General features: G+C 69.1%; 30 protein-coding genes and 1 pseudogene. 18 read left to right on the forward strand and 13 right to left on the reverse strand.

All coding sequences use genetic code 11. The features are described 5' to 3' along the window. Nucleotides 1-55 precede the first annotated feature (55 nt). Nucleotides 56-760, reverse strand: a complete 705-nt coding sequence (locus tag B0675_RS36905; RefSeq protein WP_081224147.1) for a Clp protease N-terminal domain-containing protein — start codon at nucleotides 758-760, stop codon at nucleotides 56-58. 387 nt (nucleotides 761-1147) lie between these two features. On the opposite strand from B0675_RS36905, the gene B0675_RS36910 reads away from it, so the two are divergent. Both B0675_RS36910 and B0675_RS36920 read left to right on the forward strand, forming a co-directional pair. Then, nucleotides 1148-1621, forward strand: coding sequence for a cupin domain-containing protein (locus B0675_RS36910; protein WP_081224148.1), 474 nt, complete (start codon nucleotides 1148-1150; stop codon nucleotides 1619-1621). 322 nt (nucleotides 1622-1943) lie between these two features. Further along, the gene (locus tag B0675_RS36920) at nucleotides 1944-2444 is read left to right on the forward strand and encodes a GNAT family N-acetyltransferase (RefSeq protein ID WP_081224149.1); all 501 of its coding nucleotides are present in this window, start codon (nucleotides 1944-1946) and stop codon (nucleotides 2442-2444) included. Nucleotides 2445-2643: 199 nt separating this feature from the next. On the opposite strand, the gene B0675_RS36925 is transcribed toward B0675_RS36920, so the two are convergent. After that, on the reverse strand, nucleotides 2644-3111 hold the full coding sequence (locus tag B0675_RS36925; protein ID WP_081224150.1) for a hypothetical protein: 468 nt from the start codon (nucleotides 3109-3111) through the stop codon (nucleotides 2644-2646). Nucleotides 3112-3351: 240 nt separating this feature from the next. On the opposite strand from B0675_RS36925, the gene B0675_RS36930 reads away from it, so the two are divergent. Beyond that, nucleotides 3352-3705, forward strand: coding sequence for an antibiotic biosynthesis monooxygenase (locus B0675_RS36930; RefSeq protein ID WP_081224151.1), 354 nt, complete (start codon nucleotides 3352-3354; stop codon nucleotides 3703-3705). A gap of 57 nt (nucleotides 3706-3762) precedes the next feature. Here B0675_RS36930 and B0675_RS36935 read toward each other — a convergent pair whose 3' ends face one another. Then, the gene (locus B0675_RS36935; protein ID WP_081224560.1) at nucleotides 3763-4722 is read right to left on the reverse strand and encodes a DUF1152 domain-containing protein; all 960 of its coding nucleotides are present in this window, start codon (nucleotides 4720-4722) and stop codon (nucleotides 3763-3765) included. 144 nt (nucleotides 4723-4866) lie between these two features. Between B0675_RS36935 and B0675_RS36940 the strand changes: the two genes are divergently transcribed. From B0675_RS36940 to B0675_RS36955, 4 genes are all read left to right on the forward strand, one after another. Then, on the forward strand, nucleotides 4867-5676 hold the full coding sequence (locus B0675_RS36940; protein ID WP_081224561.1) for a class I SAM-dependent methyltransferase: 810 nt from the start codon (nucleotides 4867-4869) through the stop codon (nucleotides 5674-5676). A gap of 160 nt (nucleotides 5677-5836) precedes the next feature. Then, complete coding sequence (locus B0675_RS36945; RefSeq protein WP_081224152.1) at nucleotides 5837-6154, forward strand: hypothetical protein; 318 nt, start codon at nucleotides 5837-5839, stop codon at nucleotides 6152-6154. A 186-nt stretch (nucleotides 6155-6340) separates the two neighbouring features. Further along, nucleotides 6341-6952 (forward strand): 1,4-alpha-glucan branching protein, encoded by a 612-nt coding sequence (locus B0675_RS36950; protein ID WP_081224153.1) that lies wholly within the window; start codon nucleotides 6341-6343, stop codon nucleotides 6950-6952. 820 nt (nucleotides 6953-7772) lie between these two features. Beyond that, nucleotides 7773-8219, forward strand: coding sequence for an ATP-binding protein (locus B0675_RS36955; protein ID WP_081224562.1), 447 nt, complete (start codon nucleotides 7773-7775; stop codon nucleotides 8217-8219). Nucleotides 8220-8624: 405 nt separating this feature from the next. On the opposite strand, the gene B0675_RS36960 is transcribed toward B0675_RS36955, so the two are convergent. Next, nucleotides 8625-10571 (reverse strand): amino acid transporter, encoded by a 1947-nt coding sequence (locus B0675_RS36960; protein WP_241540136.1) that lies wholly within the window; start codon nucleotides 10569-10571, stop codon nucleotides 8625-8627. 549 nt (nucleotides 10572-11120) lie between these two features. On the opposite strand from B0675_RS36960, the gene B0675_RS36970 reads away from it, so the two are divergent. Then, nucleotides 11121-11861, forward strand: a complete 741-nt coding sequence (locus tag B0675_RS36970) for an alpha/beta hydrolase (RefSeq protein ID WP_081224154.1) — start codon at nucleotides 11121-11123, stop codon at nucleotides 11859-11861. Between the two features lie 186 nt (nucleotides 11862-12047). Here B0675_RS36970 and B0675_RS36975 read toward each other — a convergent pair whose 3' ends face one another. Together B0675_RS36975 and B0675_RS36980 are read right to left on the reverse strand one after the other, a co-directional pair. After that, nucleotides 12048-12872 (reverse strand): enoyl-CoA hydratase/isomerase family protein, encoded by an 825-nt coding sequence (locus B0675_RS36975; protein ID WP_081224155.1) that lies wholly within the window; start codon nucleotides 12870-12872, stop codon nucleotides 12048-12050. Nucleotides 12873-13026: 154 nt separating this feature from the next. Then, nucleotides 13027-13374, reverse strand: coding sequence for a DoxX family protein (locus B0675_RS36980; RefSeq protein ID WP_081224156.1), 348 nt, complete (start codon nucleotides 13372-13374; stop codon nucleotides 13027-13029). A 105-nt stretch (nucleotides 13375-13479) separates the two neighbouring features. Here B0675_RS36980 and B0675_RS36985 point away from each other — a divergent pair, with 105 nt between their 5' ends. Together B0675_RS36985 and paaI are read left to right on the forward strand one after the other, a co-directional pair. Further along, complete coding sequence (locus B0675_RS36985) at nucleotides 13480-13953, forward strand: MarR family winged helix-turn-helix transcriptional regulator (RefSeq protein ID WP_081224157.1); 474 nt, start codon at nucleotides 13480-13482, stop codon at nucleotides 13951-13953. A 138-nt stretch (nucleotides 13954-14091) separates the two neighbouring features. Beyond that, nucleotides 14092-14525, forward strand: a pseudogene (gene paaI / locus B0675_RS36990) (hydroxyphenylacetyl-CoA thioesterase PaaI). 235 nt (nucleotides 14526-14760) lie between these two features. Here paaI and B0675_RS36995 read toward each other — a convergent pair. After that, a complete protein-coding gene (locus B0675_RS36995) occupies nucleotides 14761-15327 on the reverse strand; it encodes a hypothetical protein (RefSeq protein WP_081224158.1) in 567 nt (188 codons plus the stop codon). 215 nt (nucleotides 15328-15542) lie between these two features. Between B0675_RS36995 and B0675_RS37000 the strand changes: the two genes are divergently transcribed. After that, a complete protein-coding gene (locus tag B0675_RS37000) occupies nucleotides 15543-16142 on the forward strand; it encodes a TetR/AcrR family transcriptional regulator (RefSeq protein WP_081224159.1) in 600 nt (199 codons plus the stop codon). A gap of 227 nt (nucleotides 16143-16369) precedes the next feature. On the opposite strand, the gene B0675_RS37005 is transcribed toward B0675_RS37000, so the two are convergent. After that, the gene (locus tag B0675_RS37005) at nucleotides 16370-16942 is read right to left on the reverse strand and encodes a TetR/AcrR family transcriptional regulator (protein WP_081224160.1); all 573 of its coding nucleotides are present in this window, start codon (nucleotides 16940-16942) and stop codon (nucleotides 16370-16372) included. A gap of 83 nt (nucleotides 16943-17025) precedes the next feature. On the opposite strand from B0675_RS37005, the gene B0675_RS37010 reads away from it, so the two are divergent. The 5 genes from B0675_RS37010 to B0675_RS37030 all read left to right on the forward strand — a co-directional run bounded on the left by B0675_RS37010 (nucleotide 17026) and on the right by B0675_RS37030 (nucleotide 21192). Then, entirely contained in the window at nucleotides 17026-17907 is an 882-nt protein-coding gene (locus tag B0675_RS37010; protein WP_081224161.1) for an SDR family oxidoreductase, read from the forward strand. Nucleotides 17908-18231: 324 nt separating this feature from the next. Next, nucleotides 18232-19275, forward strand: coding sequence for a sodium:calcium antiporter (locus B0675_RS37015; RefSeq protein WP_081224162.1), 1044 nt, complete (start codon nucleotides 18232-18234; stop codon nucleotides 19273-19275). Nucleotides 19276-19652: 377 nt separating this feature from the next. Next, nucleotides 19653-20198 carry a pyridoxamine 5'-phosphate oxidase family protein gene (locus tag B0675_RS37020; RefSeq protein WP_081224163.1) on the forward strand — a complete coding sequence of 182 codons (546 nt, stop codon included), beginning with the start codon at nucleotides 19653-19655 and terminating at the stop codon, nucleotides 20196-20198. 122 nt (nucleotides 20199-20320) lie between these two features. Next, nucleotides 20321-20734: a DUF3224 domain-containing protein gene (locus tag B0675_RS37025; RefSeq protein WP_081224164.1), complete on the forward strand. Its 414-nt coding sequence runs from the start codon at nucleotides 20321-20323 to the stop codon at nucleotides 20732-20734. Between the two features lie 110 nt (nucleotides 20735-20844). Then, complete coding sequence (locus tag B0675_RS37030) at nucleotides 20845-21192, forward strand: deoxyxylulose-5-phosphate synthase (protein WP_081224165.1); 348 nt, start codon at nucleotides 20845-20847, stop codon at nucleotides 21190-21192. A 70-nt stretch (nucleotides 21193-21262) separates the two neighbouring features. Here the strand turns inward: B0675_RS37030 and B0675_RS42315 are convergent, their stop codons facing one another. Then, a complete protein-coding gene (locus B0675_RS42315; protein ID WP_081224166.1) occupies nucleotides 21263-21535 on the reverse strand; it encodes a hypothetical protein in 273 nt (90 codons plus the stop codon). Between the two features lie 137 nt (nucleotides 21536-21672). After that, complete coding sequence (locus tag B0675_RS37040) at nucleotides 21673-22224, reverse strand: TetR family transcriptional regulator (RefSeq protein ID WP_081224167.1); 552 nt, start codon at nucleotides 22222-22224, stop codon at nucleotides 21673-21675. A 303-nt stretch (nucleotides 22225-22527) separates the two neighbouring features. Between B0675_RS37040 and B0675_RS37045 the strand changes: the two genes are divergently transcribed. Continuing rightward, entirely contained in the window at nucleotides 22528-23391 is an 864-nt protein-coding gene (locus B0675_RS37045; RefSeq protein ID WP_081224168.1) for an SGNH/GDSL hydrolase family protein, read from the forward strand. A 227-nt stretch (nucleotides 23392-23618) separates the two neighbouring features. Here the strand turns inward: B0675_RS37045 and B0675_RS37050 are convergent, their stop codons facing one another. Next, nucleotides 23619-24701 carry a DUF6215 domain-containing protein gene (locus B0675_RS37050; RefSeq protein ID WP_081224169.1) on the reverse strand — a complete coding sequence of 361 codons (1083 nt, stop codon included), beginning with the start codon at nucleotides 24699-24701 and terminating at the stop codon, nucleotides 23619-23621. A 359-nt stretch (nucleotides 24702-25060) separates the two neighbouring features. Continuing rightward, entirely contained in the window at nucleotides 25061-25285 is a 225-nt protein-coding gene (locus B0675_RS41135; protein WP_143661148.1) for a hypothetical protein, read from the reverse strand. A 292-nt stretch (nucleotides 25286-25577) separates the two neighbouring features. Here B0675_RS41135 and B0675_RS37055 point away from each other — a divergent pair, with 292 nt between their 5' ends. Further along, the gene (locus B0675_RS37055) at nucleotides 25578-25865 is read left to right on the forward strand and encodes a hypothetical protein (RefSeq protein ID WP_081224170.1); all 288 of its coding nucleotides are present in this window, start codon (nucleotides 25578-25580) and stop codon (nucleotides 25863-25865) included. A gap of 97 nt (nucleotides 25866-25962) precedes the next feature. Here the strand turns inward: B0675_RS37055 and B0675_RS37060 are convergent, their stop codons facing one another. Beyond that, nucleotides 25963-26181: a hypothetical protein gene (locus tag B0675_RS37060; RefSeq protein ID WP_081224171.1), complete on the reverse strand. Its 219-nt coding sequence runs from the start codon at nucleotides 26179-26181 to the stop codon at nucleotides 25963-25965. Nucleotides 26182-26203: the final 22 nt, after the last annotated feature.

Below are 26203 nucleotides of genomic sequence, written 5' to 3' on the forward strand. Positions count from 1 at the left end.
GGTCGGGCCATGAGGCACGGGGCCCGCACGCCCGGCTGTCGGACCGGAGCGGATGTCAGTGCAGGCCGCCCGCAGCGGACCGTTCGGCGACCTCCGCCTCGACCGTCTCTCGCAGCTCGTCCGGCGTGAAGCCGAGAGAGCGCAGGATGCGCGCCGCTGGACTGTCCTCGGTACGGATGAGGCCCAGCAGCGCGTGCTCCGTGCCGACCCAGTCGTGGCCGAGATCGGCCGACGCACGGCGCGCCTCCTCGATGGCCCCTTTGCTCTCCGGCCGGAACGCGATGTGACCCCGCAGCGCCTTCTCGCCGACCGGCGGCATCGCTTCGGCGACGGCGTCGCGCACACGTTGCTCTGATCCCGCCTTCGCGATGAGCAGCCCGTAGGCCAGACCTCGGGGTTCGCCGAGCAGTCCGAGCAGGAGGTGTTCGGTGCCGATGAAGTCGTGCTTGTACGTCCTGGCGGCTTCCTGTGCGAGCACGATGCTGTGCCGGTTCAGGTTGGTGTACCGCTCGAAGGGGCCGGGGGCGTGGCGCTGCTGGGCGGCCTGCTTGGACACTCCGATGGCGTCGCCGATCTCGGTCCATGACGCACCGGTCTGCTTGGCCTTGTTGACGTAGTGGTCGATGAGCTGGTCGCCGAGGTCGGACAGGGTCTGGGCCCGCAGGCGCGCCTCACTGACGCGGGCCAGCTGGTCTGCCTCGGGAAGTTCCTGGTCGAGTCGAGCGATCAGGTCGGCGAGACTGATGTCGAGTGGACTCATGCGTCAACCCTAGATTGACGCCCCCCCATCGTCAATCTGCAATTGACGATGTCTCCGGGTTTCCTGACGATGGCTCCGGGTTCCCCTTCCTGAGGCGTGCGCAGTGGGCCGGTGCGACTGGCGTCGGTCTCGACCGGCCGCCCCAGGGCCAAGTGCGCTGTACCGCCCGGACGTTACGTGCGGATGAGGGACGACGCCTCCCTCTCGGATCGTCGCTCGCCTCGAACACAGCGGGCCCTGCCGGTAAAATTGCCAGTTCACGGGCCTGCTGGGGTAGCGCTGCCGGTGGACGTCCGGCGCCCCTCCCCACGGGACCGGTGACACACCGGACCGGGTTCTCCCGTCCCGGACACCTGAGGCAGTCCGCGATCCGTCCAGGGAGTCGTCATGGAAGCCAGGACCACAGCGCTGGTCGTGCAACCCGGCGAGGCGGCCGGCGCTTCGCTGTCCGACGGCGCGTTCGAACTGCTCGCCGACGGGGGCGCGGTCAGCGCCAGCAGACTCAGCCTGACGACCGGCGCCGACGGCGCGCCCCCGCACCGCCATCTCCTCTCGCACGAGGTCTTCTACGTGCTGGGCGGAACGATGCTCTTCCGCCTGGGCGACGATCTCACGACGGTGGGCAAGGGCGGGCTGGTCGTCGTACCTCCGGGGCTGCTCCACGTCTTCGGAGCCGCGGGCGGCGAGGTCGCCGACGTGTTCGTCGTGCTCAGCCCCGGCATCGAGCGCTTCGGCTATTTCGAACAGCTGGCCGCGATCAGCCGCGGTGAAGCGGAGTTCGACTCGCTCGTCCCCGAGCAGGACCGCTACGACGTGCACTTCGTCGATCTCCCGGACTGGCGGTCGGCACCCTCGCGATAGCCGCGGTCCCCGCCCCCTCGTCGCCCCCTCGGAGACCGCGCAGAGACAGCCCCAGGAGGATCGCTGCGTACGCACCCAGTACGGCGACGCCGGCGCACCACGGAAGCGGGAAGTATCCGGCCGAGGGTGCGTAGAAGGCGGTGACCTGCGCGTAGGCGACGACGGTCTGCTGCGTGGCGAACCGGCAGCCGGGGTGACGCGGAGCAGCCACTGGGACAGGCCGTCCGGAAGCAGGGGGAAGGATGGAAGATCGGTCAAGGACTCGCTCGCTACGCCCTGGGGCCGATACGGGGGCTCGCCGGTGTCGTGTGATGCTGACGTGATGACGGAACAAGGCGGGGTCGTTGTCGTCCCCTGGGCGGGGCGGAGACTCTCCGCGCGGGAGCAGCTGGCCGGTCTGCTGGCCGCGTACCACCTGGCGACGGAGGCCGAGAAGGGCGAGGCCGTCACCGACGTGGTCGAGTTGCCGGACCGCTATCGGGCGGAGATCTCGGACCCGGGGGCGGCGTTCGCCGAGGATGTCGTGCTGCTGGCCCTCGTCGGCGACACGGCCGTGGGCTGCCTGGTGATGACCGCTCCGGCCGACGGGCGGTCGGAGGTCAAGCGCCTCTGGACGGATCCGTCCGTCCGGGGCCAGGGCATCGCCTCCGCCCTTCTTGGTGCCGCGTTCGAGCAGGCCGCGGAGAGCGGCGTGAAGACCGTGCGGCTGTCCGTGTGGAACTGGCGGACCGGGGCCATCGCCCTGTACGAGCGGCTCGGCTTCGCCGTTGTCGCATCATGGGACGCACGGGATCGACTGGTGTGCATGCAGCGCGCCGTGTGAGTGGCGGCCGCCATGGGGCGACGGCCGCCCCGGGCGGGGGTGTGCCCGCGGCAGCCTCAGCGTCCTGACCAGCGACGGTCTCTTCCTCGGTGACGCGCGTCCTCGGCCGTGCCGCCGCTCCGGGAACCGCCACGCGGTCACCAGGTCCTCGGCAGTCCCTGCTCAGGGAACCCGGCGGGCCCCGTCCGCGGAGTCCTGATCAGTTGAGAATCGCGAAGGAGTGGTCGGCGGGGTCGACCAGCGCACGCAGGTGAGCTCCGACGTGCAGGTCGGTGCCACCCGCACGGCTCTGGGTCACCTCGAACGGGACGAGGCCGCTGCCGCTGAGCCTCATGACGACCTCGTAGACGTGGCCCTCGTCCGACGAGACGAGGGTGAGGGCGATGATTTCCGCCGTCGCCCGGATTCCGACCGACTCGAGGCGTCGGGTCGCCGCGCGGTTGCGGCCCGCCAGACGCCACACCGCGACGCCGGCCGGAATGCCCACGGCCGCGGCGAGGGCACCGACCAGCAGAGCGACCCAGGAGTGCGTGAGGGAGGAGGCCGCGATGGCCAGGACGACTGGTCCGCAGAGGAGTATCAGAGCGGCCAGGCCCTTCATCAGCGCGGCACCGACCCCGTTGAGGGTCGACACCTGGATCGGTTCTGCGCGTCTGCTGGTGACCATCTTCGTAAATTAGCCGTGGGGCCTGGCCGGAGGCCACCGCACAAAGGCACCCGGGGATGCGCCGATCGGGTAAGCCACCTCGGGGACGGCGTCCGGGCGGGACGGCGACGTCGCCGAAACGGGCGCGGAAGGACCGGAGAGAGTGGGCTCGGCGGGCTTCGGTAAAGAGCGTGATCCCTTATGGATCCCGTTCGGAAAAGACGCTGGATCGTCCCGCGCGTCCCGCCCTACGGTTACGTCATGAGCGATCCATCGCATGCGCCTGTCACGCCCGTCGAAGCATACGAACCTCCCTACTACGTGGCTGTCTTCAGCACGGTTCGAACGCAGGACCAGAGCGGCTACAGCGAGACGAACGTCCGCATGGAAGAGCTGGTGAAAAACATCCCGGGGTACCTGGGGATGGACCACGCGCAGACTCCGGGCGGCCTGGGGATCACCGTCGGGTATTTCCGTGACGCGGAAGCTCTCACGGAATGGCGATCCCACGCCGAGCACCGCGCCGCCCAGAAGCGTGGACGAGCCGAGTGGTACGAGAACTACACCTTGCATGTGGCGAAGGTGGAGCGGAGCCACGGGTTCTCGCGAACGTAGGTCTCGCCGAGCCACTCCGTCGCCCGGTGCGGGCGGATCACCCGGGCTCCCTGCTCTTCAGTGCGGGAAGGCACGGGGTGGGCGCGTCACCAGGGATTCACGGAACTCGGCGATGCGCGAGTGGACTTGGCGCATGAGATGAGTGTCCTCGATCCGGTCGAGGTACAGGCAGCGTGCTGCCAGACCCGGGAGGTCGAAGGCGAAGTAGAGGGACATCAAGGGGTTCACGAACAACTCGCTGCCCCGGGTGCGTTCGGTGAACCGGACGTCACCGAACGAGCCGCGCACGGCCGCCGCGATGGATCCGTTGACGATGCTGGGGTGGTCCGGGGTGTGCTGCTGAGCGTGCGTCACCGCGTCGAGGTAGAGCGCGCCCTCGCGGGTGGCACGAGGTATGGAGAACGCACCGAGGTACGCGCCGTCGCGTTCCAGCGCGGCGATGTTCTCCAACACCTGTGCGTGGTTGACGCCGTGGTACGCATCGACGCCGAATCCGACCGACACGACGAGGCGGGTGGCCACCTTGTCGAGGGCGGCCAGCGCGGCCACGCAGGCCAGGTCCTCCTCCGGCGTGCCGAGCCCGGCTTCGTCGCCGCGCATCAGGATGTCCGTCCCACCGTCGACCAGGACGACGGCATCGACACCGTGGAGTTCGATCAGTGCTTCATAGGCCGCGCGCAGCGGACGGACTCCGGTCTGAGGGAAGGCGTACACGGTGGAGGGATAGCCGTGCTCATGCAGCCATTGAGCAAGGGTTCTCTCGGGGAAGTAGGTCTGATGCAACGATGACGTGGGGCCCACCGCTGCCACGTCGGGTGCGGCCCAATCGTCGATGGGGAGCCCCTCCAGTGCGCTGAAGGAGAGATTGGCGAGGTACACCTGCTTGCCCTGGTGCATGAGGGAGAGCGCCAGCGGCAGACCGGAGTAGATGTCGAAGCCGCCCCCCGCTCCCGCGACGAGGATCCGTTCGGCATCGGCGAGGCGGGCGAAGAGCGGGATGCAGTGGAGTGCCGTCATGCCGATCATTCTCCAGGGCCGGTGGCGCCGAAGACGCCCGGACGGACGACCTGCAGCGTCCGTGCGCGTGGGCCCTCGAATCGGTCGGTCGGATAGGGTCGCGACAAGATCGACTTCGCTCAGACCGGGAGGGATTCCGTGTCGATGACGACGTTCGACGAGAGCGAGCGGCTGAAGTGGGCCGGCCAGGCTACCGCCTACGCCGGAGGCTTCGGCAAGTTGTGCGCCTACGCCGTACCGCACCTGCTCGATGCCGCCGAGGTCGGACCTGGCACGCGGATGCTGGATGTGGGGACGGGGCCGGGTACGGTGGCCGGCGCCGCGTGCGCAAGAGACGCGACGGTCACAGCCGTGGACGCGGAGCCGACCATGGTCGAGCTGGCGAAGCAGTCCGCGCCGGCGGCGGACGTACGCCTGGCCACGCTTCCTGAACTGCCTTTCGCCGACGCGGAGTTCGATGCCGTCGTCGCCAACTTCGTACTGAACCACGTGGGTCGGCCCAAGATCGCCCTGGCGGAACTCCGCCGCGTCGTGAAGCCCGACGGCCTGATCGCGTTGACGGTTTGGGCGATGCCGCCCGCTCCCGGCCAGGCGTTGATCGGTCGTGCGATCCGGGCCGCGGGTGCTGTACGTCCGCCCGGCCTGCCTGCGGGGCTGGCACCCGAGGACGAGTTCACCCGGGACGAGAACGGCCTGACGGAGCTGCTGGATTCGGCGGGCCTCCGCGACGCGACGTGCGAGACGCTGCGTTGGACTCACCGCGCGAGCGTCGATGAGTGGTGGAGCGGGCCGGCGAGCGGTGTCGCGTCCGCCGGTCTGATGGTGAGGAGCCAGACCTCACGGGTCCGGGCCGAGATCAAGCGCCACTTCGACCTGTTCAGCGCGGAACTTGCGGATGCCGACGGTGTGTTGTCGCTGCCGCACGCGGCGTTGCTCGCTCGGGCCCGCCGCTGAGCGGTCGTCCGTGTTCCGGGTCGGCCGACTGCCCGCCGGTCACACAAGGCGATGAGCCGCCGATGACGCCACCTGTGTGATGTGCGGTCGCTGCCGCAACCGAACCGGCTCCAGGAGTGGTCTGCAGCGGTAGTCCGCAACGCACAGTGAGGAGAGCATCATGGCTCATTGGAGCAACGAGACCCTGGGTTCCTGCGCCTTCGGTGCACACGAGACCGCACTTCCGCCGGAGAACTCCTGGCCGGGCGCTGTCCAGTCCGGCCATGACGCCGACGTCTTCCTACCCCCGCCCAATCCCGCGCACCGGCTCCGCTACACCCTCGACCCGCAGGACCAGCGGCGACTGGCCCTGCACGCGGCACTCACCGCGGCGGGTATCCCGCCCATGCCCGAAGACCGTGCCGCCATCGATCAGATCAGCGCCCTGCCGCCGGCCGTCAACACCGTCCTGCAGCGCTGGCTGCATCACGCCCTGTAGGCCCTGCGAGATGAAGGCGCACGGCTGCCACTCTGTCGGCGGGCGTTGCGTCCGGCGGGGCGGATCCGGCTCAATGACCGGTCCCAGCAGGCCACTCACACAGTCGGGAGTCACGGCCGCCTCCGATAGGTTCGATCCCGGCCCCGTCGGAGGACGGGTCCCGTACCTACGCGTGAGGGAGCTCGCATGGCCACCATTCACCGCACCACCTTGTCTCCCACCAAGCTGGAGCTGCTCACCGGCTGGCTTCCGAAGCAGAGCTGGTATCAGGGAAGCGGGGCCTCGCCGGAACTGGTCAAGGCCGGCGGGTTCCGTCTGGACGATCCGGGAGGCGCGGTCGGGATCGAGTTCATGGTCGTGGTGGACGCCGCGCCGCAGGACCCGGTGGCGTACCTGGTGCCGCTGAGCTACCGCGGTGAGCCCTTGGAGGGTGCCCCCGGAGAGTCGCTGATCGGCACTTCCGAGCATGGGGTGCTCGGTACCCGCTGGGTCTACGACGGTGTCCACGACCCGGTGGTGACGGCGCAGTTGCGTGCGCTGCTGCGCGGCGAGGCGGTGCCGCAGCAACAGAGTGAGAGCGACACCCCCGACCCGGCCGTCACCGTGTACGCGTCCGGCGCCGGCGACGACCTGGACGTCCACGTCAACCGTGTCCTGCAGCCGATACGGGCTGCGCAGACGCCGTCCAAGGGCGTTGTCGCCGGGTGGACCTGGTCGGACGGAACGGCGGCGCGAGGCGTCTTCGTGGGCGTCTCGCCGAGTACCGCGTCGGGAGCAGGCGCAGCGGGAATCCGCTGAATCGACCTGGTGCGCGCGTCCGCTGCGCAGTGCGCGAGGCATTGCGCGGCGGCGCGGGCGGATGTGTGACTCCGGGCGATCCTGCATCAGCTCCGGCGGTCCTCGCGTCGTACGCCGCTTCGGTGTGTTCCTCGCGCGCCGTGCCGGTGACGGTCTTTCCGTGGCGACGTACTTCCGCGACCGGGCTCTGCCGGTGACCTGACGCTCGGCGGGTGCCGAACAGGCTCGTCTTGCCGGTGACCCACTCGGCACGGCCGGTGGCGTCGGCGGAGAAGACGTTCTCGCCGTCGCCGACCTGACTGCCGTCCGCGTCGCAGGCCGGGTGATCCAGCGCCGTGAGGATCTGCTCTCGCGGAAGCGGATGCGGCGCGCACCACGGAGATCCACGGCGGCGCACACGGTTGCGTCAGCCTCCCTGGGGGACAGCAACCTCGGTGTCCGGTGGGGAGGTTGGATCCTTACGAGAGTCTGACGCGACACCCGACAGACTCCACCGTCACCGCGTCCGCGGCCATTCTGTTCACACGTACCGTCGAAGGCAGGGAACCGCAGATCGGGTTGCCCGCCTTCACCGGTACCGCCTGCTGGGCATCGTCGCGGTGTAGGAAAGCGGCCGCCGCGGCGAGGCGCGTCCCGGACATGCACACCGCGTGGCCGGGACGCGGCTGGGCGGCCCCTTCGCGCGCTGCCCCACCGGCCTTTCATGGCCGACAACCCTGCCGGCGAGGGGCCCAGGTGGCCTCCTGCCGGGCAAAGACCACGGGCTGAGGTGTCGGGCTGTCCAGTGGGGTACCCGGAGGGCGACACGAAGGGGCACACGATGTATCGATCACCCGAGGAGACCGGTGGCCCCTGGGGGCGGCCGTCGGTGATGGCAGCCTCGCTCGCGCTGGACGGTGACGGCTCACGCATCGCACAGGGACGCCACCTCGCGGCGGTCTTTCTGGCCGGCGTGCGCGACATGCGCGGTGTTCCGGTCGTGACGGCCACGGTGGAGATCGTCCAGCTCATCGTGAGCGAACTGGTCACCAACGCCCGCAAATACGCCCCCGGGCCCGCCCTGCTGAACCTGCGGATCGCCGACAGCGTCCTGCGGGTCGAGCTGTGCGACAGCAACCCCACTGTGCCGGCCGCCGAGGAACCGGACCCGGCCCGTATCGGTCGGCACGGTCTGGAGATCGTGAGCGCTCTCGCCCAGTCCGTCACCGTCGAAGCGACCTCGACCGGCAAGAGCATCACCGCAGTCGTCTCTCTTGGTGAGATCTAGCCACGGAGTCGCCGCAGAAGGGGGCCACTCCGGCAGGACGCAGTGGGTCGTTCGAGGAAGGGCCCCGGCCGCGGGTGCGGTCGGGGCCCTTGGCCTGAAACGATCAGCGGGAGTGCCCGACGGCCTGCTCGTGCAGCAGACCCTCGATGCGGGCCAGGTCGTCGCCGATGTCGTTGTGCTGTCCACCTCCAGCAGCCCACAGTGGGCGTGCTGATAGGCGGCGGACTTCCTCATGTCCGGGGCACGGAACTGTGGGTGAGGCAGTCGCGCCGAGCGACGAGGTCCGGGCCGAACCCGACCGGCAGTTTGCGCTGCACGGCCGCCTTGCGGACTCCGACGCCCGAGCGGTCGCTGCCACGGATCACGGGGCGCTCGCCCGGTACCCGCGAGCCGTGGGATCCAGGGTCAGCCGCCGACGTGGATGCCGGGACGTCGTTCGGGGTCGGGCTCGTTGCTGCGGATGATCTCGCGGGTGACGGGGGCGGTGTCTCCGCGGCCCAGGAGGAAGTAGCGGAACATGTGCCGCAGGGGACTCCCCTCGGCCCACGCGAAGTAGCAGTGCGGCTGCACGCCGGTGGCGTTGCGCAGGGCGAGCAGGATCGCGGCGATGGCGTTCGGAGCGGCCGGGGCCTCGGCGCGCAGGATGCGGTAGCCGTCGACCTCGGCGCCGTGGACGGAGAGGGTCTCGCTGAAGTCGGACGGATCGACGACGTCGATCTCCAGGAACAGTACGTCGGCGGGTCCGGGCACCGGGTTGTTGCCACGCTGTTCGCGCTCCTTGTGGGCGTACTCGGCGCTGTCGCCGGCCTCACGTCGGTTGGCGATGATGTTGATGGAGTTGTCGTGGGCGAGGGTGTCGGTGATGAACTGACGTGCCTTGGTGTCGAAGACGATCCGGTCGACGCGTAGTTCGGTCGTACGAGAGACCCGCGAGATCAGCGACACGGCGACGATGCCGGCGATGAACATGCCGGAGATGGCGATGCCGTCGGGCTTGTCGACGATGTTGGCGACCAGCGCGTAGAGGAGGACGGCGGTGAGCAGCGCGAATCCCGCTCCGGCCGCGCGCCGGTGGCTGCGGACGACGGACACCGTGACGGCGAACGCCCCGGAGACCATCATGGCGAGGATGCCGGTGGCGTAGGCGCCGGCCTGGGCGTTGACGTCGGCGCCGAACGCGATGGTGATGACGATGCAGAGTCCGGTGTAGACGATCACGACGGGACGGACCGCGCGTCCCCATTCGGGGGCCATGCCGTAGTCGGGCAGGTAGCGGGGCACGATGTTGATCAGCCCGGCCATCGCCGACGCGCCCGCGAACCAGAGGATCAGGATGGTGCTGACGTCGTAGGCGGTGCCGAACACCTCGCCGAGCTTCTCGTGCGCCAGCCAGGCCAGCGCGCGGCCGTTCGCCTGTCCCCCGGGCTCGAACTCCTTGTGCGGGATGAGGACGGTCGTCACGAAGCTCGCGGCCAGCAGGTAGACGCTCATGACGAGCGCGGCGGTGGTGAGGAGTCGTCGGGTGTTGCGGATCCGCGACTGCTTCTGCTGTTCGGGGTCGCTGCCCTTGGCTGCGATGAGGGGCATCATGCTCACGCCGGTCTCGAAACCGGAAAGTCCCAGCACCAGGAGGGGAAAGGCCAACAGTGCGGGTTCGGCCAGGCTGCCGAATCCGCCTCCGCCGTCGCCGAGGGCGTCCGTCCAGGCCGAGAACGCGCCGGACGTGGTGAAGACGTCGACGAGGCCGACGGCGATGACGGCCGCGTTGAGTGCGAGGAACGCGACGACCAGGGGGATGGCCACCTTCACGGCTTCGCTGAATCCGAGCAGGAACACCCCTCCGAGGACGACGAGCAGCGCCACGGTGAGGGCGACCTCGTGACCGTGCAGGGCCTGGGGGAAGTAGGGGTTCTCCACGACGTGCACGGACGCGTCCGCGGTGGACAGCGTGATCGTGATGATCCAGGAGGTCGCGACGAAGCCGAGGAGGACCAGGACGAAGAGCTTGCCCCACCAGAACGGCAGCAGGTCCTCCAGCATGGCCACCGAACCGGCTCCTTCGGAGCTCTCGCGGGTGACCCGGCGATACATCGGCAGCATGCCCACCAGGGTCAGCGCCACGATCACCATCGTCGCGAGCGGGGAGACCGCCCCGGCCGCGAGCGCGGCGATGGCCGGGACGTAGGCCAGGCTGGAGAAGTAGTCGACGCCCGTCAGGCACATGACCTTCCACCAGGCATGCTGCTCCGCGTGGCCCTCGCTCGCGGCCGGGCCGGCGGGCTGCACCCGGTGGCGCAGCAGCCATCGCGCGAGACTCCCGGTCGGCTGGGTCCGCTGAGCGGGACTCTCCATCTCTGCCGGTATGACCGGTTCGTTCGCGACCTTCATGTCCCCCACTGGCCCTTTCCGTTCCAACTCTCCGTGCACCATCCACGCCCGTCGGCGGATGGCGCGAGCCCTGATTATGCGGCGTGCCGGAGACGCCGCGATCATCGGGACGGCCTTCGTCGCCCCGACGTCGTCGCCCTCCTTCCCCGAGCTCCCGCTCGGTACTCGACCGGTCCGTCGTGGATCGGCAGGAGTGAAAGCGGCACGCAGACCGGAGGGTCGGCCCCCAGCGAGAGCCTGGTCGGGGCGGGGTGGGCGCCCGGCCGCGTGAGGACGGGAGGTGCGAGGGGTGCTGCGGAGTGTCTCCCTCGGATCCGTCCACGGAGTCTCCGGGGAAACCCGGTTGGCCGGCCGCAGCGGCAGCTGCTAGGTTCCCGGAGGCCGTGCGACAGATCGAGGAGGTGGTACCCGTGAACGCAGTATCGACATGGGTGCTCCTCTCCGGGGTCATGGTCGGGCGATAGACAGGTCGCCCGGGAGCGCCGTTCCAGTGCACTCCCGAAAGGCACGACCATGCGTTTCACTTCCGAGCAGCGCCTCGACGACGGCGTCCTCGAACGCGAATTCACCCTTGGTGACATCCCCGGCCTGCTGTGGACGCCCGCTTCGGCATCGGCGTCCGAACCGGTGCCGCTGATCCTCCTCGGCCACCCTCCCCTCGGACTGCGCAGGATGTACCCGCGGTTGGTGGGCCGGGCCCTTCACGCCGCGGCGGACGGTTTCGCCGCGGCCACCATCGAGCTTCCCGGCAGCGGCGACCGGCCCCGTTGGCCCGCCGTCGATCAGGCCCGCGCGGACCTGCGACGGGCTATGGAGGCCGGTGAGCCGGTCGGCGACGAGATCATCGACGCTCTCGTCCTCCCACTGGTCGACAAGGCGGTCCCGGAATGGCAGGCCGCCCTGGACGCGCTGCTCTCGCTGCCCGAGGTCGGCGGTCCGGTCGGATACTCGGGGGGAGTGATCTCCATCGGCGTCCGACTGGCGGTGGTCGAGCCGCGGATCTCGGCCGCTGTTCTGTTCGCCGGGAGTCTCGTACCTCGTGCCATGTTCGAGGAGGCGCGACGGGTCACCGTTCCCCTGCACGTCCTGCTGCAGTGGGACGACGAGGGGAACGACCGGCAGGCGGCCCTGGACCTGTTCGACGCCTTCGCTTCCAAGGACAAGTCCCTGCACGCCGATCTCGGCGGGCACACCGGCGTTCCGCAGTTCGCGGGGGACGCCGCGGCCCAGTTCTTCACCCGGCATCTGCGGTGAGGCCGGGCGGTCGCACCGGCAGCGGTCGGTAGGCGACATGGGCGGGCCCACCGCTCGTCGAAGCGGGAACCCGGCTCCGTAGCCCTGCACCGCGGGCCCCTGCCGAACTCTCGGCAGGGGCCCGTTCGTCGAAGGCACGACCCACGAGCGCGCACGCGCCCGTGCCCCGTCCAACCTCCCGAGCGATTATGTCGACTCGGCGATCTGTCGACCCAGATCCAGTTCGACGCCGTCCGGACGCTGAAGCCCGAGATCGAACAGCCGGCGCACCCGGTCGGCGTTCTCGGGGCGGCCCGAGGTCCGGAAGAAGGCCGCGAGGCTGGCGGCGGACTCCTCGTCGGGGATCGGCACAGCGGCATCGACGAGCGCTTTGATCCCCGCCACCGCCACCTTGTCGAAGCCGGCGATACGGCGGGCGAACGTGTCGACGAAGCCCTCCAGTTCACCGGCCGGCAGGACCCGGTTGACGTAGCCGTACGCCGCCGCCAGATCGGCGGTGAAGTCGTCGCCGCCGAGGAGAATCTCCATGGCGCGGCCACGACCCACGAGCCGGGCCAGTCGTCCCATCGGGTTGCCGCCGGGTACGGACCCCAGCCCGACCTCGAACTGTCCCAGTACGGCCTGCGGGCCGGCGAAGCGCATGTCGGTGGCCAGGACGAACTCGCTGCCCGCACCCCGGGCACGCCCGTTGATCGCGGCGATCGTCATGGCGGGCACCCGGCTGAGGCGGGCCAGGTTGTCCGCGTAGGGGTGCAGTCCTGTCGGCCCGGGTTGCATGCCGGCCACTCGGGCCTGGTCCGACAGCATGTCCCAGTGAGCCATGAAGAACTCGGGATGGGCACTTCGGAAGACCACCACCGTGAGTTCGGTGGCCTGCTCGATGCGGGTCAACAAATCCGCGAGCTGTTCGACGCTGTCGGCGTCGTAGAGATTGAGGTCGCCGTTGGCGAACGTCACCTGCCAATAGGCGGCCGACACCTCGGTCACCTGGAACTGCGAGTCGTCACGCATGGCAGAACGGTAGGAGGAACAACGCGGTCTCCCCCGTCTCCTCAGCGCGGTCCGCGCGGAGTTCGCCCTGATAGGCGACACCCGGCGGCGGCGCTCCCGTGCGGCGGGAGGACACCACCACCCGTACCCGTCCGTCATCCATGCCCGACAGCCGTCAGGCGGAGAGCACCCTGAGAATCAGCGCGGCCACGGCGATCGACGCCAGGACGATCGCCGGCGCCATCTCCTTGTCCTTCGCCCGGATGTGCGCGATGACCGCGCCGATGAAGTAGAGGACGATCCCGACTGCGGCCGCCGCGCCGATCAGGGGGACCGCCAGGCCTATCAGCAGGCCGATGGCGCCCGCCGCCTTGAGGGCGGCCAGACGCGGGAGCCAGGAGTCGGGCACACCCACTCTGGTCATGTTCTCGGTGATCTTGGGGTTCTTGGTGAAGGTGAGGAAGGCCGATGCGGCCAGAACCACGGCGAGCAGGATTCCGACGACGGCGTACGCAAGGAACATGAGTCCTCCGGAGTTGATGCGACTGGACCATGGGAGTAGTGCAATCATTGAACCACATCAACGATTGACGCTGATCCATCATCGACCCGCTGATACGATGACGAAATGGCAGCAAAGGACGCGGGGCCCCCGGACAGTTCGCCCGACCGACTCGGCTTCCTGCTCGCCTACCACGGCGGCATCACGGAGACGCTGATGCGTCGCGCCCTGGGGCTGGCCGGACTCACCCCCCGGCATGCGATGACGCTCATGCGGCTCGCCGACGGACCGGTGACCCAGAAGGCGCTCACCGAGGCTCTCCAGGTCGACCCGAGCGTCCTCGTTTCCCTCCTCAACGATCTGGAGGGCGACGACCTCGCACGCCGTCGCCGCGACCCGGTGGACCGCCGCCGCCACATCGTGGAGATCACGCCCGAGGGGGCCGAGCGCCTCAAGAAGGCGGACGCCGCGCTCGACACGGTGGAGGGTGAGCTCTTCGCACACCTCTCGGAACGCGAACGCGGCACCTTGCGCAAAGCCCTCGGCAAGCTGCGGACGTCACCGGACGACTTCACCTGCACGGGCGACGAAGTCGAGTAGAAAGCGACCCCGCGCCACTGGACACCCTCCAGGGTTCCCCGCCCCACCCTGCGCCTCTTGACAGGCACCGGCCTTGTCGGCCTAGGTTGTTGAGGTCGTTCGGAGACCGAATGTTCGGTCGGTAGGCGAGGGGTGGAGATGACGACCCACGTGCCAGGCTCGGCACCCAGCCCGGTCGAGGCGATGTTCACCGCCGACGAGGCGTCACGAAGGCTCGGCATCGAGCTGGTGCGGCACGGCGAAGGAACGGCCACGGTCCGGATGACCGTGTCCCCCGCCATGGTCAACGGCCACGGCACCGCCCACGGTGGGTACCTGTTCCTCTTCGCCGACACCCTTTCGCGTGCGCCTGCAACAGCCACGGACCCGTGACGGTCGCCGCGGCCGCCGACATCGACTTCATCGCCCCCGCGCACGAGGGCGACGTCCTGTCGGCCACGGCGTCGGAGCGCACCCGCTTCGGCCGCAGCGGCATCTACGACGTGACCGTCCGTCGCGGCGAGGAAGTCATCGCCGAATTCAGGGGACGCAGTCGCACCCTCCGCGGAACCCGAGGCGGAGAACCGCAGTGAGGGCCGGCGAGTGACACGCCGCCGATCCGGACGGCGCCGAGCCCACGGAACGGGCCCTTCACGGCGGCCGCACGAGACCGCAGGACGGGCGACCGGCCGACCCGCCACGCCCTGAAGTCGGCAACGCGGATGGGCTGTCGGCCCGACCCGCTCAGGTCGGGCAGGGCCAGGCGCATGCCCTCGCCACCAACCCGGCGGCGAGGGCTCGGAGTTCGACAGGCTTCACCCGTTCCGCTCAGGCCTTCCGACTGACGGTCTTGAGGCGGACGGCGGAGACGAGGAAGAAGATTCCGCCGAGCACGGCATAGCCGGCGAGGTTGGTGAGCGTGGCATCGCCCTTGCCCGCCTGGGCCACGAAAGACGCACCGGCGAGGGTGGAGATGCTGCCGCTCGCGATCATCGCCCACTGCCCACCCAGTCGGCGCCGGACGAGACCTACGGCGACCTGGGTGACGCCGGCGGTGACGGCCCAGATTCCCCAGACCCGCAGGACGGCCTCGATACCGGAAGTGGTGGCGACGGCGAGGCCGATGCCGGCCAGAACACTGAGCGCAAGATTCACGTACAGCCTCCTCACCGCGCCCGTGTCGGCGCGGGCCGACCGCAGGTCGGCGACTGCGCAGGCCGCGTCGAAGAGGGGGTAGAGCACCAGGAGCGCGACGCTGAGCGGCCCCAGACTGTCGGCCGCGGTGAACAACAGGCCCGCCCAGACGGCGGCGAAGGCGAAGCGCAGCAGGTACAGCCTGCGCAGGGCGACGGTGACGTCGGCGGGAGCGGCTTGGGTGTCGACGAGGGTGTCCATGGCGGGTCCGGCTTCTGTGAGTAATGGCCCTCGGGCGGGGCGCGGAACGGGCCGAGTCGAGCGCGCGGCGCCGTCGCCCACGGGCGGGCGTCACCGACCACGACACGGCCGCATTCCCTACGAGGGAGAACGTTCGGTCTCTTTCCATGGTTGGAAGAAACGCCGACCCTGTCAAGACCGAACGTTCTCCCTCACGATTGGGTACGCTGGGAGCCATGAGTCGGAGCACGAAAGCTGGCGGCACGTCCGAGGCCCGGTCGAGGCTGCTCGGCACGGCCATCAGGATCTTCTACACGGAGGGGATCCACTCCGTCGGCATCGACCGGATCATCGAGGAAGCGCACGTCACCCGGGCCACGCTGTACCGGCACTTCGCGGGCAAGGAGGATCTCGTCCTCGCCTATCTCGACCAGGCCGACCGCGACATCCGGGCCCAGATTTCAGCCGCCGCGGAGAGCAGCCCGTCCGCGGACGACAAGGTGCGCGCCGTCAGCCGCTCCATCGCCGAAGGCATTCTGTCGGAAGGCTTCCGCGGCTGCGCCTTCCTCAACGCCGTGGCCGAGTACCCCGACCCCGCGCACCCGATCCACCAGGCCGTTCTCGCGCACCGGCAGTGGTTCCTCGACACCGTCACGGGCTTGCTGGCACAGGTCGGCGACACACCTGCCGAGGCGGCGGGCCGGCACTTCGTCATGCTGCGAGACGGCGCCATGGCGGCCGGTTGCCTCTTCGACGCGGAACTGATCGTCGAGACCTTCTTGCGCGGCGTGGAAGGTATTGTGCAGGCGCGTTCCGCGGCAGCTCCGCTGCACTGACGACCCGACCAACCACCGCTCTCCACGCGGCCATTGGCACAGTCGGGCAGTCGGGCAGTCAGGCAGTCAGGCAGTCGACGGACGAACCCCAGCATGGACCGCACGACACCGGACGTCCGCCCGGTTCGGCCGCGGAACCCGTCACACAGCGCTTCGCGGACTCCCGGGCACAGCGCCCGCCGCGCTCCGCCGAAGGACCGGAGGCGCAGTCAGGACCGGAGTCGGAGTCAGCCGAGTTCGGCGAATGACGCGCGGAGCCGGTCCAGTGCCGTACGGGACAGTTCACCGAGTCCCCGCTCGTTGTCGGGGACGACCCACGCGGCGAACGCTTCCTTGAAGGCGAGCATGCCGACCTCGGCGCCCAGCGCTGCCACCAGGTCCGGTACGCCCCGGGCACGCAACGCGTCCGCCATGGCGGCGGCGACGCCGACCTGCTTGAGCTGGTCGCGCTCCTGGAGTTCGGCGCTGGTCGCGATGACGGCGTGGAGGCGGGGAGCGAGCTCGCGGTTGAACGACGTCATCGCTCCGGCCGCCCGCTCCAGCCCCGAGGCGACCGCGGAGAGCGGAGTGGCCTGAGGCGGCGCCGCGGCGATGCCCTCTGCCAGGAGTCGCGACAGCGTCTCCTGGCCTGCGGCGAGGACATCCCGCTTGTCCGGGAAGTGCCGGTGGAAGGTGCTCTTGGTGAGCCCGGCGCGCTGGGCGATCTCGACGACGGTCGTGTTGTCGTAGCCCTGCTCGGAGAAGAGCTGGAGTGCGGCAGTGACAAAGCGTTCGCGCGCGTCGGGTTCCCATCGAGGCATGCCGCGATCTTACCAATGGGACGTTGGTCGCATCACCCTGTACAGTGATGAGACCAACGTCCCATCAGATGTGGAGATCTCTCATGCGTGTCCTCCTCACCGGCGCCAGTGGCGGAATCGGCTCCGCGGTACTTCCCGAGCTTCTGTCCGGGGGCCACGAGGTTGTCGCCCTGGTCCGTTCCGATGCCTCGGCCGAGGCCGTCACGGCCGCCGGCGCCATCGCCCTGCGCGGCGACCTCACGGACCCCGACAGCCTGCGCGCCGGCGCCGAACAGGCCGACGGCGTCATCCACCTCGCCTTCAACAACGACTTCACGAACATCCAGAAGTCCATCACCGAGGAGACCGTCGCCATCGAGACGTTCGGCTCCGCGCTCAAGGGCAGCGGCAAGCCGTTCGTCGTCGCGTCCGGCACCCCGTTCGTTCCCGGCCGCACCTCGACCGAGGACGACCCGATGGCCGTCGACGGGCCCATGGGCGGTCGCGGCCGTAACGCCCAGGCGGTGCTCGACCTGGCGCAGGAGGGTGTGCACTCCGCGACCGTCCGCCTCCCCCGCTCCGTCCATGCGGCGGACGGCCGCTTCGGATTCGCGTCCTTCCTCGTCGCGACCGCCCAGCGAACCGGAGTGTCCGGCTTCGTCGGCGACGGCACCCAGCGCTGGCCGGCGGTGCACCGCCTCGACGCGGCCCGGCTCTTCCGCCTGGTTCTGGAGAACGGCGCACCCGGCACGATCGCGCACGCGGTCGCCGACGAGGGGGACACCATGCTCTCCATGGCCGAGATCATCGGACGCCGCCTCGGCCTGCCCGTCGAGGCCGTACCGGCGGAGAGCTTCGGATTCCTCGGCAGCATCTTCGCCCTGGACCAGCCGTCCTCCAGTGTCACCACCCGCGAGAAGTTCGACTGGCAGCCCACCCACCCGAGCCTTCTCGAAGACCTCGCGAGCGGGCACTATCCCGCCTGAACGGACCGGCCCGAGCAGTCCGCACGCCGCCGGATCGGCGTGAAACCTTCGCGACCGTGGACGCGCGGTGAGCTGCGGACGGGGCTCACCCGGAGGCTGACCCGACGGCTCCCGGACGGGTAGCGACCGGCACAGCCTCGGCGACACACGGACGGCTTTCGGTTCCCGTGGCCCGGGCTCGTGCCGGGTGAAGATACGGGCGTGCGAGCTCCTCGGCCCCTCGTCTGCACCGTGCAAGCGTGACGGCGGGGTCGAAGCAGCCGCCGTCCCTCTTCGCGGTGGTTCTCGGTACTCCCGCCGGCACGGGAAGGCTGAGCGATCCCTGTGATCCATTTCGTCCTGCTGATCGTCTGCGCGGTCGCGATCTACCTCTCCTGCGAATGGTTCGTCAACGCCGTGGAGTGGCTGGGTGAACGGCTGAACGTCGGGAAGATGGCGGTCGGCACGATCCTCGCCGCCTTCGGGACCGCACTGCCGGAGTCCGTGGTCACTCTCGTCGCCGTGACGACCGGCGCGACCGACGAGGCCAAGGACATCGGCGTCGGCGCGGCGATGGGCGGCCCACTGGCACTGTCCACGATCGCCTACGGCGTGACCGGGGCGATGCTGATGCTCAAACGCCGCAGGGAGCGCATCGCCGCCGGTCCCGGCGCTACTCCCGCCGGGGCGCGGAACGAGGAAGCACTCGGCAGCGCCGCGGACATGAAGCGGCTGGCGAAGGACCAGAAGTGGTTCTTGCCGATCTTCGCCGTGAAGGTGGCTCTCGGGCTGGTCGCCTTCGCGTTCAAGCCGGTGTTGGGTCTGCTCTTCTTCGCTGCCTACGCCGTCTACTTCTGGCGGGAGATCCGCGGCGGTGACGACGACGAGGACGAGGGTCCGGACCTGGAGCCGCTCAAATTCCAGCCGAAGGCCGCTTCGCCGAGCACCTGGGCCGTGGCTGCGCAGACCGCCCTGACTCTGGTGGTCATCTTCTTCGCTTCACAGCTGTTCGTGAAACAACTGGACGCGATCGGACCGATGTTGGGGCTGTCCGCAGCCGTGACCGCGCTCCTGCTGTCTCCGGTCGCGACGGAGCTCCCGGAAATCATGAACGCGGTGATCTGGGTGCGCCAGGGCAAGACGCAGCTCGCGCTGGCGAACATCTCCGGCGCCATGATGATCCAGGCCACCGTTCCTTCCGGACTCGGTCTGCTGTTCACGCGCTGGGATTTCGACGCGGCGCTGCTGTGGTCCGGGCTGATCACCATGGCGGCGATCGTCTATCTCCTGATGACGATGCGAGGCCACAGGCTCACCCCCGCGCGCCTCACGGTCGCGGCCGGCTTCTACGTGGTCTTCGCACTGGGTCTCATCCCGATCCTCGCCTGACCCCCTCCCCTCCCCCGGCCGTGCATCCATCGGCCCGTCGGCAACGTCCTCGCACCGGGACGCGTGAACTTCCGCCACACGACTACGCCACAGTCGAGCCAGACGTAGAGCAAGGAATTAGGTATGCCTGCGGTCGCGATGGGCTTCTGGTCGGCGCCGTCCGTGCTCACTGATCTCGCTCACGGCGGTCTCATTGCCAGGCACGGCAGCGATATGGAGTCGGGGGATGTGGAACGACGGGGCGCAGATCCGGTCATGAAGGCTCGTACGTCCCGGCGCCGGAAAAGTTCGGCGGGGATGTCGAGAACGACGCGACCGCTCCGTCCCAGGAGTAGAAGCGACCACCGTGATCGCCCGACCCCCTGGAGCCCCCCCCCATGACGAACGAAAAGATCTCCGAGATCCTCGACCGCCCGCTGAGCCAGGAGATGCTGGCTCGCGACATCTGCCGTCTGGCCTACGTGGCGGAGGACGGGACACCGCGCAGCATCCCGATCGCGTTCGCCTGGAACGGGAAGCAGGCCGTGATGTGCACGTCGAAGAACGCCCCGAAGCTGGCCTCGCTCCGTCAGAATCCGGCCGTCGCCATCACCATCGACACCGAGGTGCATCCGCCCACGATCCTGCTGGTCCGCGGCACGGTCGAGCTCGACGAGGTCGAGGGGATTCCGGAGGAGTACCTGGAGATGAACGGTTCCTACGGAATGACGGCCGAGCAGCGTGTCGCGTGGGAGGCCGAGGTCCGCTCGCTCTACGACGGCATGGTCCGCATCGTGATGACGCCGACGTGGGCGAAGCTGATCGACTTCGACACGACCATGCCCAGCGCGGTCGAGGAACTCGTCCAGCAGCGTGCGCAACGTCAGCAGCAGAGGGAGGACGACACGGTGCGGTCGGGCGGGACGCTGTCATCGAGGTCGTGAGCGTCCGGCGCACGGGCAGGCACGGCAGTGGTGAAGGAAGGGGTTCAGGTGACGCCGGGACCGCTGCGACCGGGCCTCCGCGTCGAAGGCCCGATGTCGGACCGGACCGATACGGTCGCGGCATGAGAGCTTCAGGAACCTTCACCGTCAAGGCGTTCGTCCCGACAGAGCTGCAACCGAACCCCCCTGTGTCCACTGCCCTTCCGGTGGGTGTCGCAACGATGGAGAAGCACTTCGCGGGCGAGGTCGCCGGGCGTTCCGCGACCCTGTTCACGGCCGCGTTCGACCAGGCGACCGGCGTGGGTACCTACGTGGCCATGGAGTCCTTCGAGGGCTCGCTGCTCGGCCGGACCGGCACCTTCAACTTCGTGCACTCGGCGACCACGACGGGGAGCGACAGGACCGCGGAGTTCTTCACCGTCGTGCCCGCGAGCGGCACCGGAGAACTCGCCGGGATCCGCGGTACCGGAGGCATGGCCGTCGACGCCGACGGCACGCACCGGATCTGGTTCGACCATGAGCTGGAAGCGAGCTGATGACGGACGGAGGGGGTCGCCGAGCGGGGACGTCCAGCGGGTCGAACTGCTGACGCTCACCGTGCGGAAATCCCGTCGAGTTCCGCTTGGACGGCGCCTAACCTGCTGACATGGCCCACGCGAAGACTTCGTATGTCTGTCTGCCCTGCCGGGCCTCCTACAAGCAGCCTTACGACAGGGACAGGCAGCGGATCTGCCCGCGCTGCACGCGGCCGCTTGTCCACGTGGGTTCGGCGTTCGCCGCGCCCCGGCGTCGGGACACCGCTGCCTGGTGCACCCTGTCCGTGCTGCTGCACGCCGGCGTCCGTTTCCACAAGAGCTGCTGCGGCGGGCCCGGATATCGCCCGCGCACGCTGAGCGAGGTCCGCGAGCGCATGACGTACGCCCGGCGCAGCGGCGACCCTTTCGCGAGGTCGCTCGTCCGCCGCGAGGTGCCGTCGTCCTCTTCGCGCGGTTGAGGCGCGCGCGTCCGGCTCCGTTCCCACGGAGGCTGGTCACCCGGGCCTGGCGTCGGATGCGGCGCAGGATTCACTGCTCCCGCTCGGTCAGGTGCGTAGTCTCCCGGTTCACCGGTAGGCCCTCCGAGGCGCGGCCCCTGGTACGCAACTCCTGACGCGCCGCGGGCCCACGGCCGGGGCCGGACCAGTACGGGTGCCACCACAGGCGTGTCGACAACCTGATCAGGCGCCGGCGTAGGGCCGTGTTCTCGGTGCTCGGGCACGGCGCCGCGAGGGCGTCGTAGGTGCTGTTCCAAGCGGCTTGCAGGTGCACCAGGTCATGGGGGAAGGTCGCGCTCTCCATCGCTCCATTAGTGCATATGTTCGATTTTCTGTTCAAGTCGACACCTCAAGCACATCACCTTCGGCGTCACCTCGTCGTCGCCATCAGCGCACTCTCGCCCACCCCCGCAGCGCGTCACGTGATGGCGAGCGGCGCGCCTACGCCCCCGGGGTCAGGACGTGCTGGACGAGTGCGCCGTAGCGGGCGACGAGGGTGGCGCGGTCAGTGGCGAGGAGGGTTTCGTCCCGGGCGATCCACAGCGAGTACAGGAGTCCCGCCGCCACGGAGGCGGCGAGGCGTGCGCGGATGTCGGCGTCGGGTCCGCTCAGGCGACGACGCAGGGGTTCGATGAAGACGTTCTCGTGCGTGTCCGTCAGACGCTTGTGGATCTCGGGTTCATTGCTGCCGTGGACGAGGGCGAGAAAGACGCCGCGGGCGCCGCCGTCGATACCGATGACGAGGTCGATGAGCCGTTCACCCAGGCGTTCCAGCGGCGCGCCGAGCAGCGGTTCGTCGTCGATGGTGAGCTGCATCGTCTCCAGGAACAGCAGTTCCTTGCTCTTGAAGTGGCGGATGACCAGCGCCGGGTCACTGCCGGCCGCCGCCGCGATCTGTCGGACGGTCGTCTTGGCGTACCCCTGCTGCCGGAACAAGGCGCTTCCCGCCTCATGGATGGCCTGCCGTGTACTCGTCGCGGGTTTGCCCTGCACTGAGTTCCTCCCGATGGCCGCCCGCACGCCCGGCCCGTGCGGGGCCGCCGTGAGGCAGCTGCCGGCCGTGTGTTGCCCGGCGGTTCAAAAATCTACTGTCAACTTTGTTGACCCCGGGGCGACGAGGCCTCACATTACCTATCGGTAGTACCAAGCGGTAACCCCGCTCGTGGCCCCCTCCCGTCGGTGCGCACCGACGGGAGCCCCATCGCTGCCTGCTCGAGCCGCCTCATTTCTCGTGGAAGCCGACCGTATCGCTGCGGCCGGGACCCTCACCCGCACTCTGCTGAGAAGAGAGAGCACATGCCCACCTTTCGTAATGTCATGCTCGCGTCAATGACGGCCGGTTTGCTGGCCTCCGGCCTCACCGGCACGGCGGCACATGCCGCGGAGCCCGTGGACTACGTCGCCCTCGGCGACAGCTACAGCGCCGGGTCGGGCGTCCTGCCCATCGACACCAGCAACCTGCTGTGCCTGCGGTCCACCGCGAACTACCCGCACGTCCTGGCCGCCCGGACCGGCGCACGGCTCAAGGACGTGACGTGCGGAGCGGCCCAGACCAAGGACTTCACCGCGTCTCAGTACCCGGGGGTGGCGCCGCAGTTGGACGCGCTGAGCGCCGGCACCGACCTGGTGACGTTCACGATGGGAGGCAACGACAACAACACGTTCATCAACGCCGTCACGGCCTGTGGCACCGCGGGCATCCTGAGCGGCGGCAAGGGCAGCCCCTGCAAGGACAAGAACGGCAGTACCTTCGACGACCAGATCGAGGCGAACACCTACCCCGCGCTCAAGAAGGCCCTGCAGGACATTCGGGCCAAGGCACCGGGCGCCCGTGTCGCCGCCCTCGGCTATCCCTGGATCACCCCGGCCACCGCCGACGCGTCCTGCTTCCTGAAGCTTCCGATCGCCGCCGGCGACGTCCCCTACATGCGCTCCATACAGGCGCACCTCAACTCCGCCATCCAGCGCGCGGCACAGGAGACCGGAGCCACCTACGTGGACTTCTCGGCGGCGTCCGAGGGGCACGACGCGTGCAAGCCGGTCGGCACCCGGTGGATCGAGCCGCTGCTGTTCGGGCAGAACATCGTGCCGGTCCACCCCAACGCCCTCGGCGAGCAGCGCATGGCCGAGCGCACGATGAGCGTGCTCGGCCTGGGCTGACGCCGCAGACCCGTGAGGGAGCGGGCGGTCCGGCCGGATCACTCCGCCGAACCGCCCGCACCCATGCGGTGGCCGGGTCCGTCACCATGCAGGCCGCATGATGCTGCCCCGCTGGGACACACACCCCGTTGGATGTCAGGAGGGCGGCCGGCCACGGAGCGCCGCGACCGCCATTCCCTGGAGTTCGTCCCGGCCGACGCCGCCGCGGTCGCCGTCCCCAGCCCGCATCAGCGCGCAGTTCGTTCCGGGATCTTCGGGAGAACCTTCTCGGCGATGTCGAGGAGAACGCTGTCGTTCGGGAGGGCTCCGGATGTGCTCCACACCGTGATGTCGCAGAGGCCACCTCGGTCATGACGGTCCAGCGCCACCGACAACGTCCTTGCCAAAGGCCCCTGTTCGACCGGTCCGCCGGTTCCGCCACTGCCCCCGAGGTTGATCTCGAACTTCATGGTGTAGTCCGAGGCGAGGACCGCGGGGCGGCCGAGCACCTTGAGTGTCCTGATGTTCTGCTCGTTGCCGAACTTCATCAACTTCACGTACTGGTCGGTGGACAGTTCGTCGTACGTGGCCGAGACCTGCACGGTGTACGTGTCGAACTTGACCTCGGCCTCCGGTTGGGCGATCTTCTCGTCCGTCAGAGGAGCGGTGTTGTTCGTTCCGGAAACCGTGGTCGCGGTCTCTCCAGGCGTTCCGAGAAGCGTGGCCAGGTCCCTCCGGTACAGCGCGTTGCACAGCTCTTCGCCTGTCACCGGCCGAGGTGAGCCCTTGTAAGCCTTGGGAAGCTTTTCGTCGGTCTCGTCCGAACACGACGGGGCCTGGGGCTTGTTGTTCTCGGACGGTACGAAACGCGGTGACAGCCAAAGGACGGCTCCGATGGCCCCGAACACGGCCACCGCCGCGAAGGCCTGCCCCCATGCGTTGTGCTTCTGCTCCGGGGCGCGTGGCCTGGCAGGCGGCCCACCACTTCCGGTCTCAGGCTGAAGCGCGTGCGCGTGCTGCGGCTGAGGTTGGGGCTGCTGCAGTGGCTGGGGTCGGGGCAGGGGCTGAGGCTGAGCTTGGGCGGCAGCATCGCCGGCCACCGCAGCGCCGGAGGCTGCCTGGCCCGGGTGCCGACGTGCGCGCAGGGCCCGGATCACCACGTAGACACGTATGGCGGTGAACACGATGAACACGAGGCCGATACCGGCCGCGACCCGGTCGTGATCACTGAAGGCGAGATACATGATGCGCACGCCGAAAACCGACCCCACCGCGATGAGCAAGGGCTCGCGGACCCAGAACGGCAGGCGACGGATGAGAAAACCGAGCATCCGGCGATCACACCAGAACAAGATCACATCTGCCGTGATGGAAGCCACAATTCCGGGCGTGACCAGCGGTCAGGAGCGGCGAGAGATACCGCGTTGACAGGCCTCGGGACGCTGCGGGTGGTCTGAGTGCCGGCGCAGATGACATCCCGCTCGGACTTCCGCGCGCGGCGCCGCTTCGCCCACCGCGCGCGATCGACGAGCGCCGGGAGGACACGATGAGCCACGGTCTCCGGCAGACAACACGGACAGTGACAGACCACCAGCAGGCTCGCGGCCCTCCGTCGGCAGCCGGGACGATGGTCGCGCTGCCCTTCGAACTGCCCACAACACCCGGAGGAACGCGAGCCCGGGGCCTGGGGCTACGCCTTGACCGGGTGGCGGCCCGGCTCCTTGACGATGCGGTCACCCACCGCGATCGACTTCCAGAGTCCACGGTCGATGCGCACCTTGACCAACTGTCCGTCCACGGCACGTCGGATCTTGACGAAGTGGTACATGTTGGCGCCGTCGAGCATGCCTCGCGTCTTGTCTTCGACAGTGCCTTCCCAGGCATCGCCGTCTGCCGGCCTGTGAGATTTGAACATGCCATGAGCGTACGGAGAGCGGGCGGCCCGGTGCAGTGTCACGAGGCACGTCTACGGCAGTACGGGTGTCGCACGGTGGACCGGACAAATGTACTGAGTGGTGAGCACAGCACGGCGGTCAAGTGCGGGTTCCCGAGTTCCCCGACCGTTCTCGCGCCCCGTACGCCAAGTGCGGCCGTCGGGGAGCCTGTGCGTCCGGAGTGTACAAAGGGTGCCTCCGCAGACCGAGTTGAGCCCGATTCGCCGCCCCGGGGACGGCCGCCCGCGGCTGCTCGCGTGAGATCATCCGTGCATGAGCAGCGATCTGGAAATCAGCGCTCTGGCGATCAACGTCATGATCCCGGAGGCCCTTCGCTGGACGGACACCCGTCGCGGTGAGACGTACACGCTGACGACGCTCAACGTGCGGCTCCTCCCCGACGGTCACCTCGCCGCGAAGGCCTATGGCCGTCCTGTCGCCGGCGGTCGGGGCGCATACGTCTCGTTCCCGGTCCCCACCCAGCCCGAACTGGCGGAACTGATCGCCGACGCCGCCGGCCGCGCCGGAGTGCTGTGGGCCGCCCATCGCGGTCCGAACTGAACCCGGCCGCCGCTTCGCGGACTCACTGCGCCGGGTCTGCACCTTCGCCCTGCCTGACCGGCCGGCCGGATCGTTCCGGCATGCATCCATGCCAGCATCAGTACGACCGCTGCTCGCTACGGGCCTCTTCCTTGAGCCGGTCGAACGCCTCAGGTCCCAGGACCAGGCCGGCATCGCGCTGCCCAAGTCGTTGCCAGACAACCTCGTCGATCGACAGCCGGGCGAAACAGCGTCCCACCAGGCGCATCGCGTAGGTGGTGTCGCCTACTCCTGGAAGACCGCACATCAGCACCACCGTAATCACTTGCTGCGTCACGGAGCCAGGTCAGACCGACCGA

The organism is Streptomyces sp. M41(2017) (genome assembly GCF_002078175.1).
Classification (GTDB): domain Bacteria; phylum Actinomycetota; class Actinomycetes; order Streptomycetales; family Streptomycetaceae; genus Streptomyces.

Excerpts from the sequence above, each read along its gene's own strand:
- B0675_RS37005 (WP_081224160.1), bottom strand. The coding sequence starts at position 16,942 with ATGCCTCGATGGGAACCCGACGCGCGCGAACGCTTTGTCACTGCCGCA.
- B0675_RS37030 (WP_081224165.1), top strand. The coding sequence starts at position 20,845 with ATGGCCCACGCGAAGACTTCGTATGTCTGTCTGCCCTGCCGGGCCTCC.
- B0675_RS36980 (WP_081224156.1), bottom strand. The coding sequence starts at position 13,374 with ATGTTCCTTGCGTACGCCGTCGTCGGAATCCTGCTCGCCGTGGTTCTG.
- B0675_RS36920 (WP_081224149.1), top strand. The coding sequence starts at position 1,944 with ATGACGGAACAAGGCGGGGTCGTTGTCGTCCCCTGGGCGGGGCGGAGA.
- B0675_RS36985 (WP_081224157.1), top strand. The coding sequence starts at position 13,480 with ATGGCAGCAAAGGACGCGGGGCCCCCGGACAGTTCGCCCGACCGACTC.
- B0675_RS36945 (WP_081224152.1), top strand. The coding sequence starts at position 5,837 with ATGGCTCATTGGAGCAACGAGACCCTGGGTTCCTGCGCCTTCGGTGCA.
- B0675_RS37055 (WP_081224170.1), top strand. The coding sequence starts at position 25,578 with ATGAGCAGCGATCTGGAAATCAGCGCTCTGGCGATCAACGTCATGATC.
- B0675_RS36955 (WP_081224562.1), top strand. The coding sequence starts at position 7,773 with ATGTATCGATCACCCGAGGAGACCGGTGGCCCCTGGGGGCGGCCGTCG.
- B0675_RS36940 (WP_081224561.1), top strand. The coding sequence starts at position 4,867 with ATGACGACGTTCGACGAGAGCGAGCGGCTGAAGTGGGCCGGCCAGGCT.
- B0675_RS36935 (WP_081224560.1), bottom strand. The coding sequence starts at position 4,722 with ATGACGGCACTCCACTGCATCCCGCTCTTCGCCCGCCTCGCCGATGCC.
- B0675_RS37000 (WP_081224159.1), top strand. The coding sequence starts at position 15,543 with ATGAGTCGGAGCACGAAAGCTGGCGGCACGTCCGAGGCCCGGTCGAGG.
- B0675_RS36970 (WP_081224154.1), top strand. The coding sequence starts at position 11,121 with ATGCGTTTCACTTCCGAGCAGCGCCTCGACGACGGCGTCCTCGAACGC.
- B0675_RS41135 (WP_143661148.1), bottom strand. The coding sequence starts at position 25,285 with ATGTTCAAATCTCACAGGCCGGCAGACGGCGATGCCTGGGAAGGCACT.
- B0675_RS36925 (WP_081224150.1), bottom strand. The coding sequence starts at position 3,111 with ATGGTCACCAGCAGACGCGCAGAACCGATCCAGGTGTCGACCCTCAAC.
- B0675_RS42315 (WP_081224166.1), bottom strand. The coding sequence starts at position 21,535 with ATGGAGAGCGCGACCTTCCCCCATGACCTGGTGCACCTGCAAGCCGCT.
- B0675_RS36995 (WP_081224158.1), bottom strand. The coding sequence starts at position 15,327 with ATGGACACCCTCGTCGACACCCAAGCCGCTCCCGCCGACGTCACCGTC.
- B0675_RS37020 (WP_081224163.1), top strand. The coding sequence starts at position 19,653 with ATGACGAACGAAAAGATCTCCGAGATCCTCGACCGCCCGCTGAGCCAG.
- B0675_RS36910 (WP_081224148.1), top strand. The coding sequence starts at position 1,148 with ATGGAAGCCAGGACCACAGCGCTGGTCGTGCAACCCGGCGAGGCGGCC.
- B0675_RS36960 (WP_241540136.1), bottom strand. The coding sequence starts at position 10,571 with ATGGAGAGTCCCGCTCAGCGGACCCAGCCGACCGGGAGTCTCGCGCGA.
- B0675_RS37010 (WP_081224161.1), top strand. The coding sequence starts at position 17,026 with ATGCGTGTCCTCCTCACCGGCGCCAGTGGCGGAATCGGCTCCGCGGTA.
- B0675_RS36975 (WP_081224155.1), bottom strand. The coding sequence starts at position 12,872 with ATGCGTGACGACTCGCAGTTCCAGGTGACCGAGGTGTCGGCCGCCTAT.
- B0675_RS37045 (WP_081224168.1), top strand. The coding sequence starts at position 22,528 with ATGCCCACCTTTCGTAATGTCATGCTCGCGTCAATGACGGCCGGTTTG.
- B0675_RS37050 (WP_081224169.1), bottom strand. The coding sequence starts at position 24,701 with ATGCTCGGTTTTCTCATCCGTCGCCTGCCGTTCTGGGTCCGCGAGCCC.
- B0675_RS36905 (WP_081224147.1), bottom strand. The coding sequence starts at position 760 with ATGAGTCCACTCGACATCAGTCTCGCCGACCTGATCGCTCGACTCGAC.
- B0675_RS36930 (WP_081224151.1), top strand. The coding sequence starts at position 3,352 with ATGAGCGATCCATCGCATGCGCCTGTCACGCCCGTCGAAGCATACGAA.
- B0675_RS37025 (WP_081224164.1), top strand. The coding sequence starts at position 20,321 with ATGAGAGCTTCAGGAACCTTCACCGTCAAGGCGTTCGTCCCGACAGAG.
- B0675_RS36950 (WP_081224153.1), top strand. The coding sequence starts at position 6,341 with ATGGCCACCATTCACCGCACCACCTTGTCTCCCACCAAGCTGGAGCTG.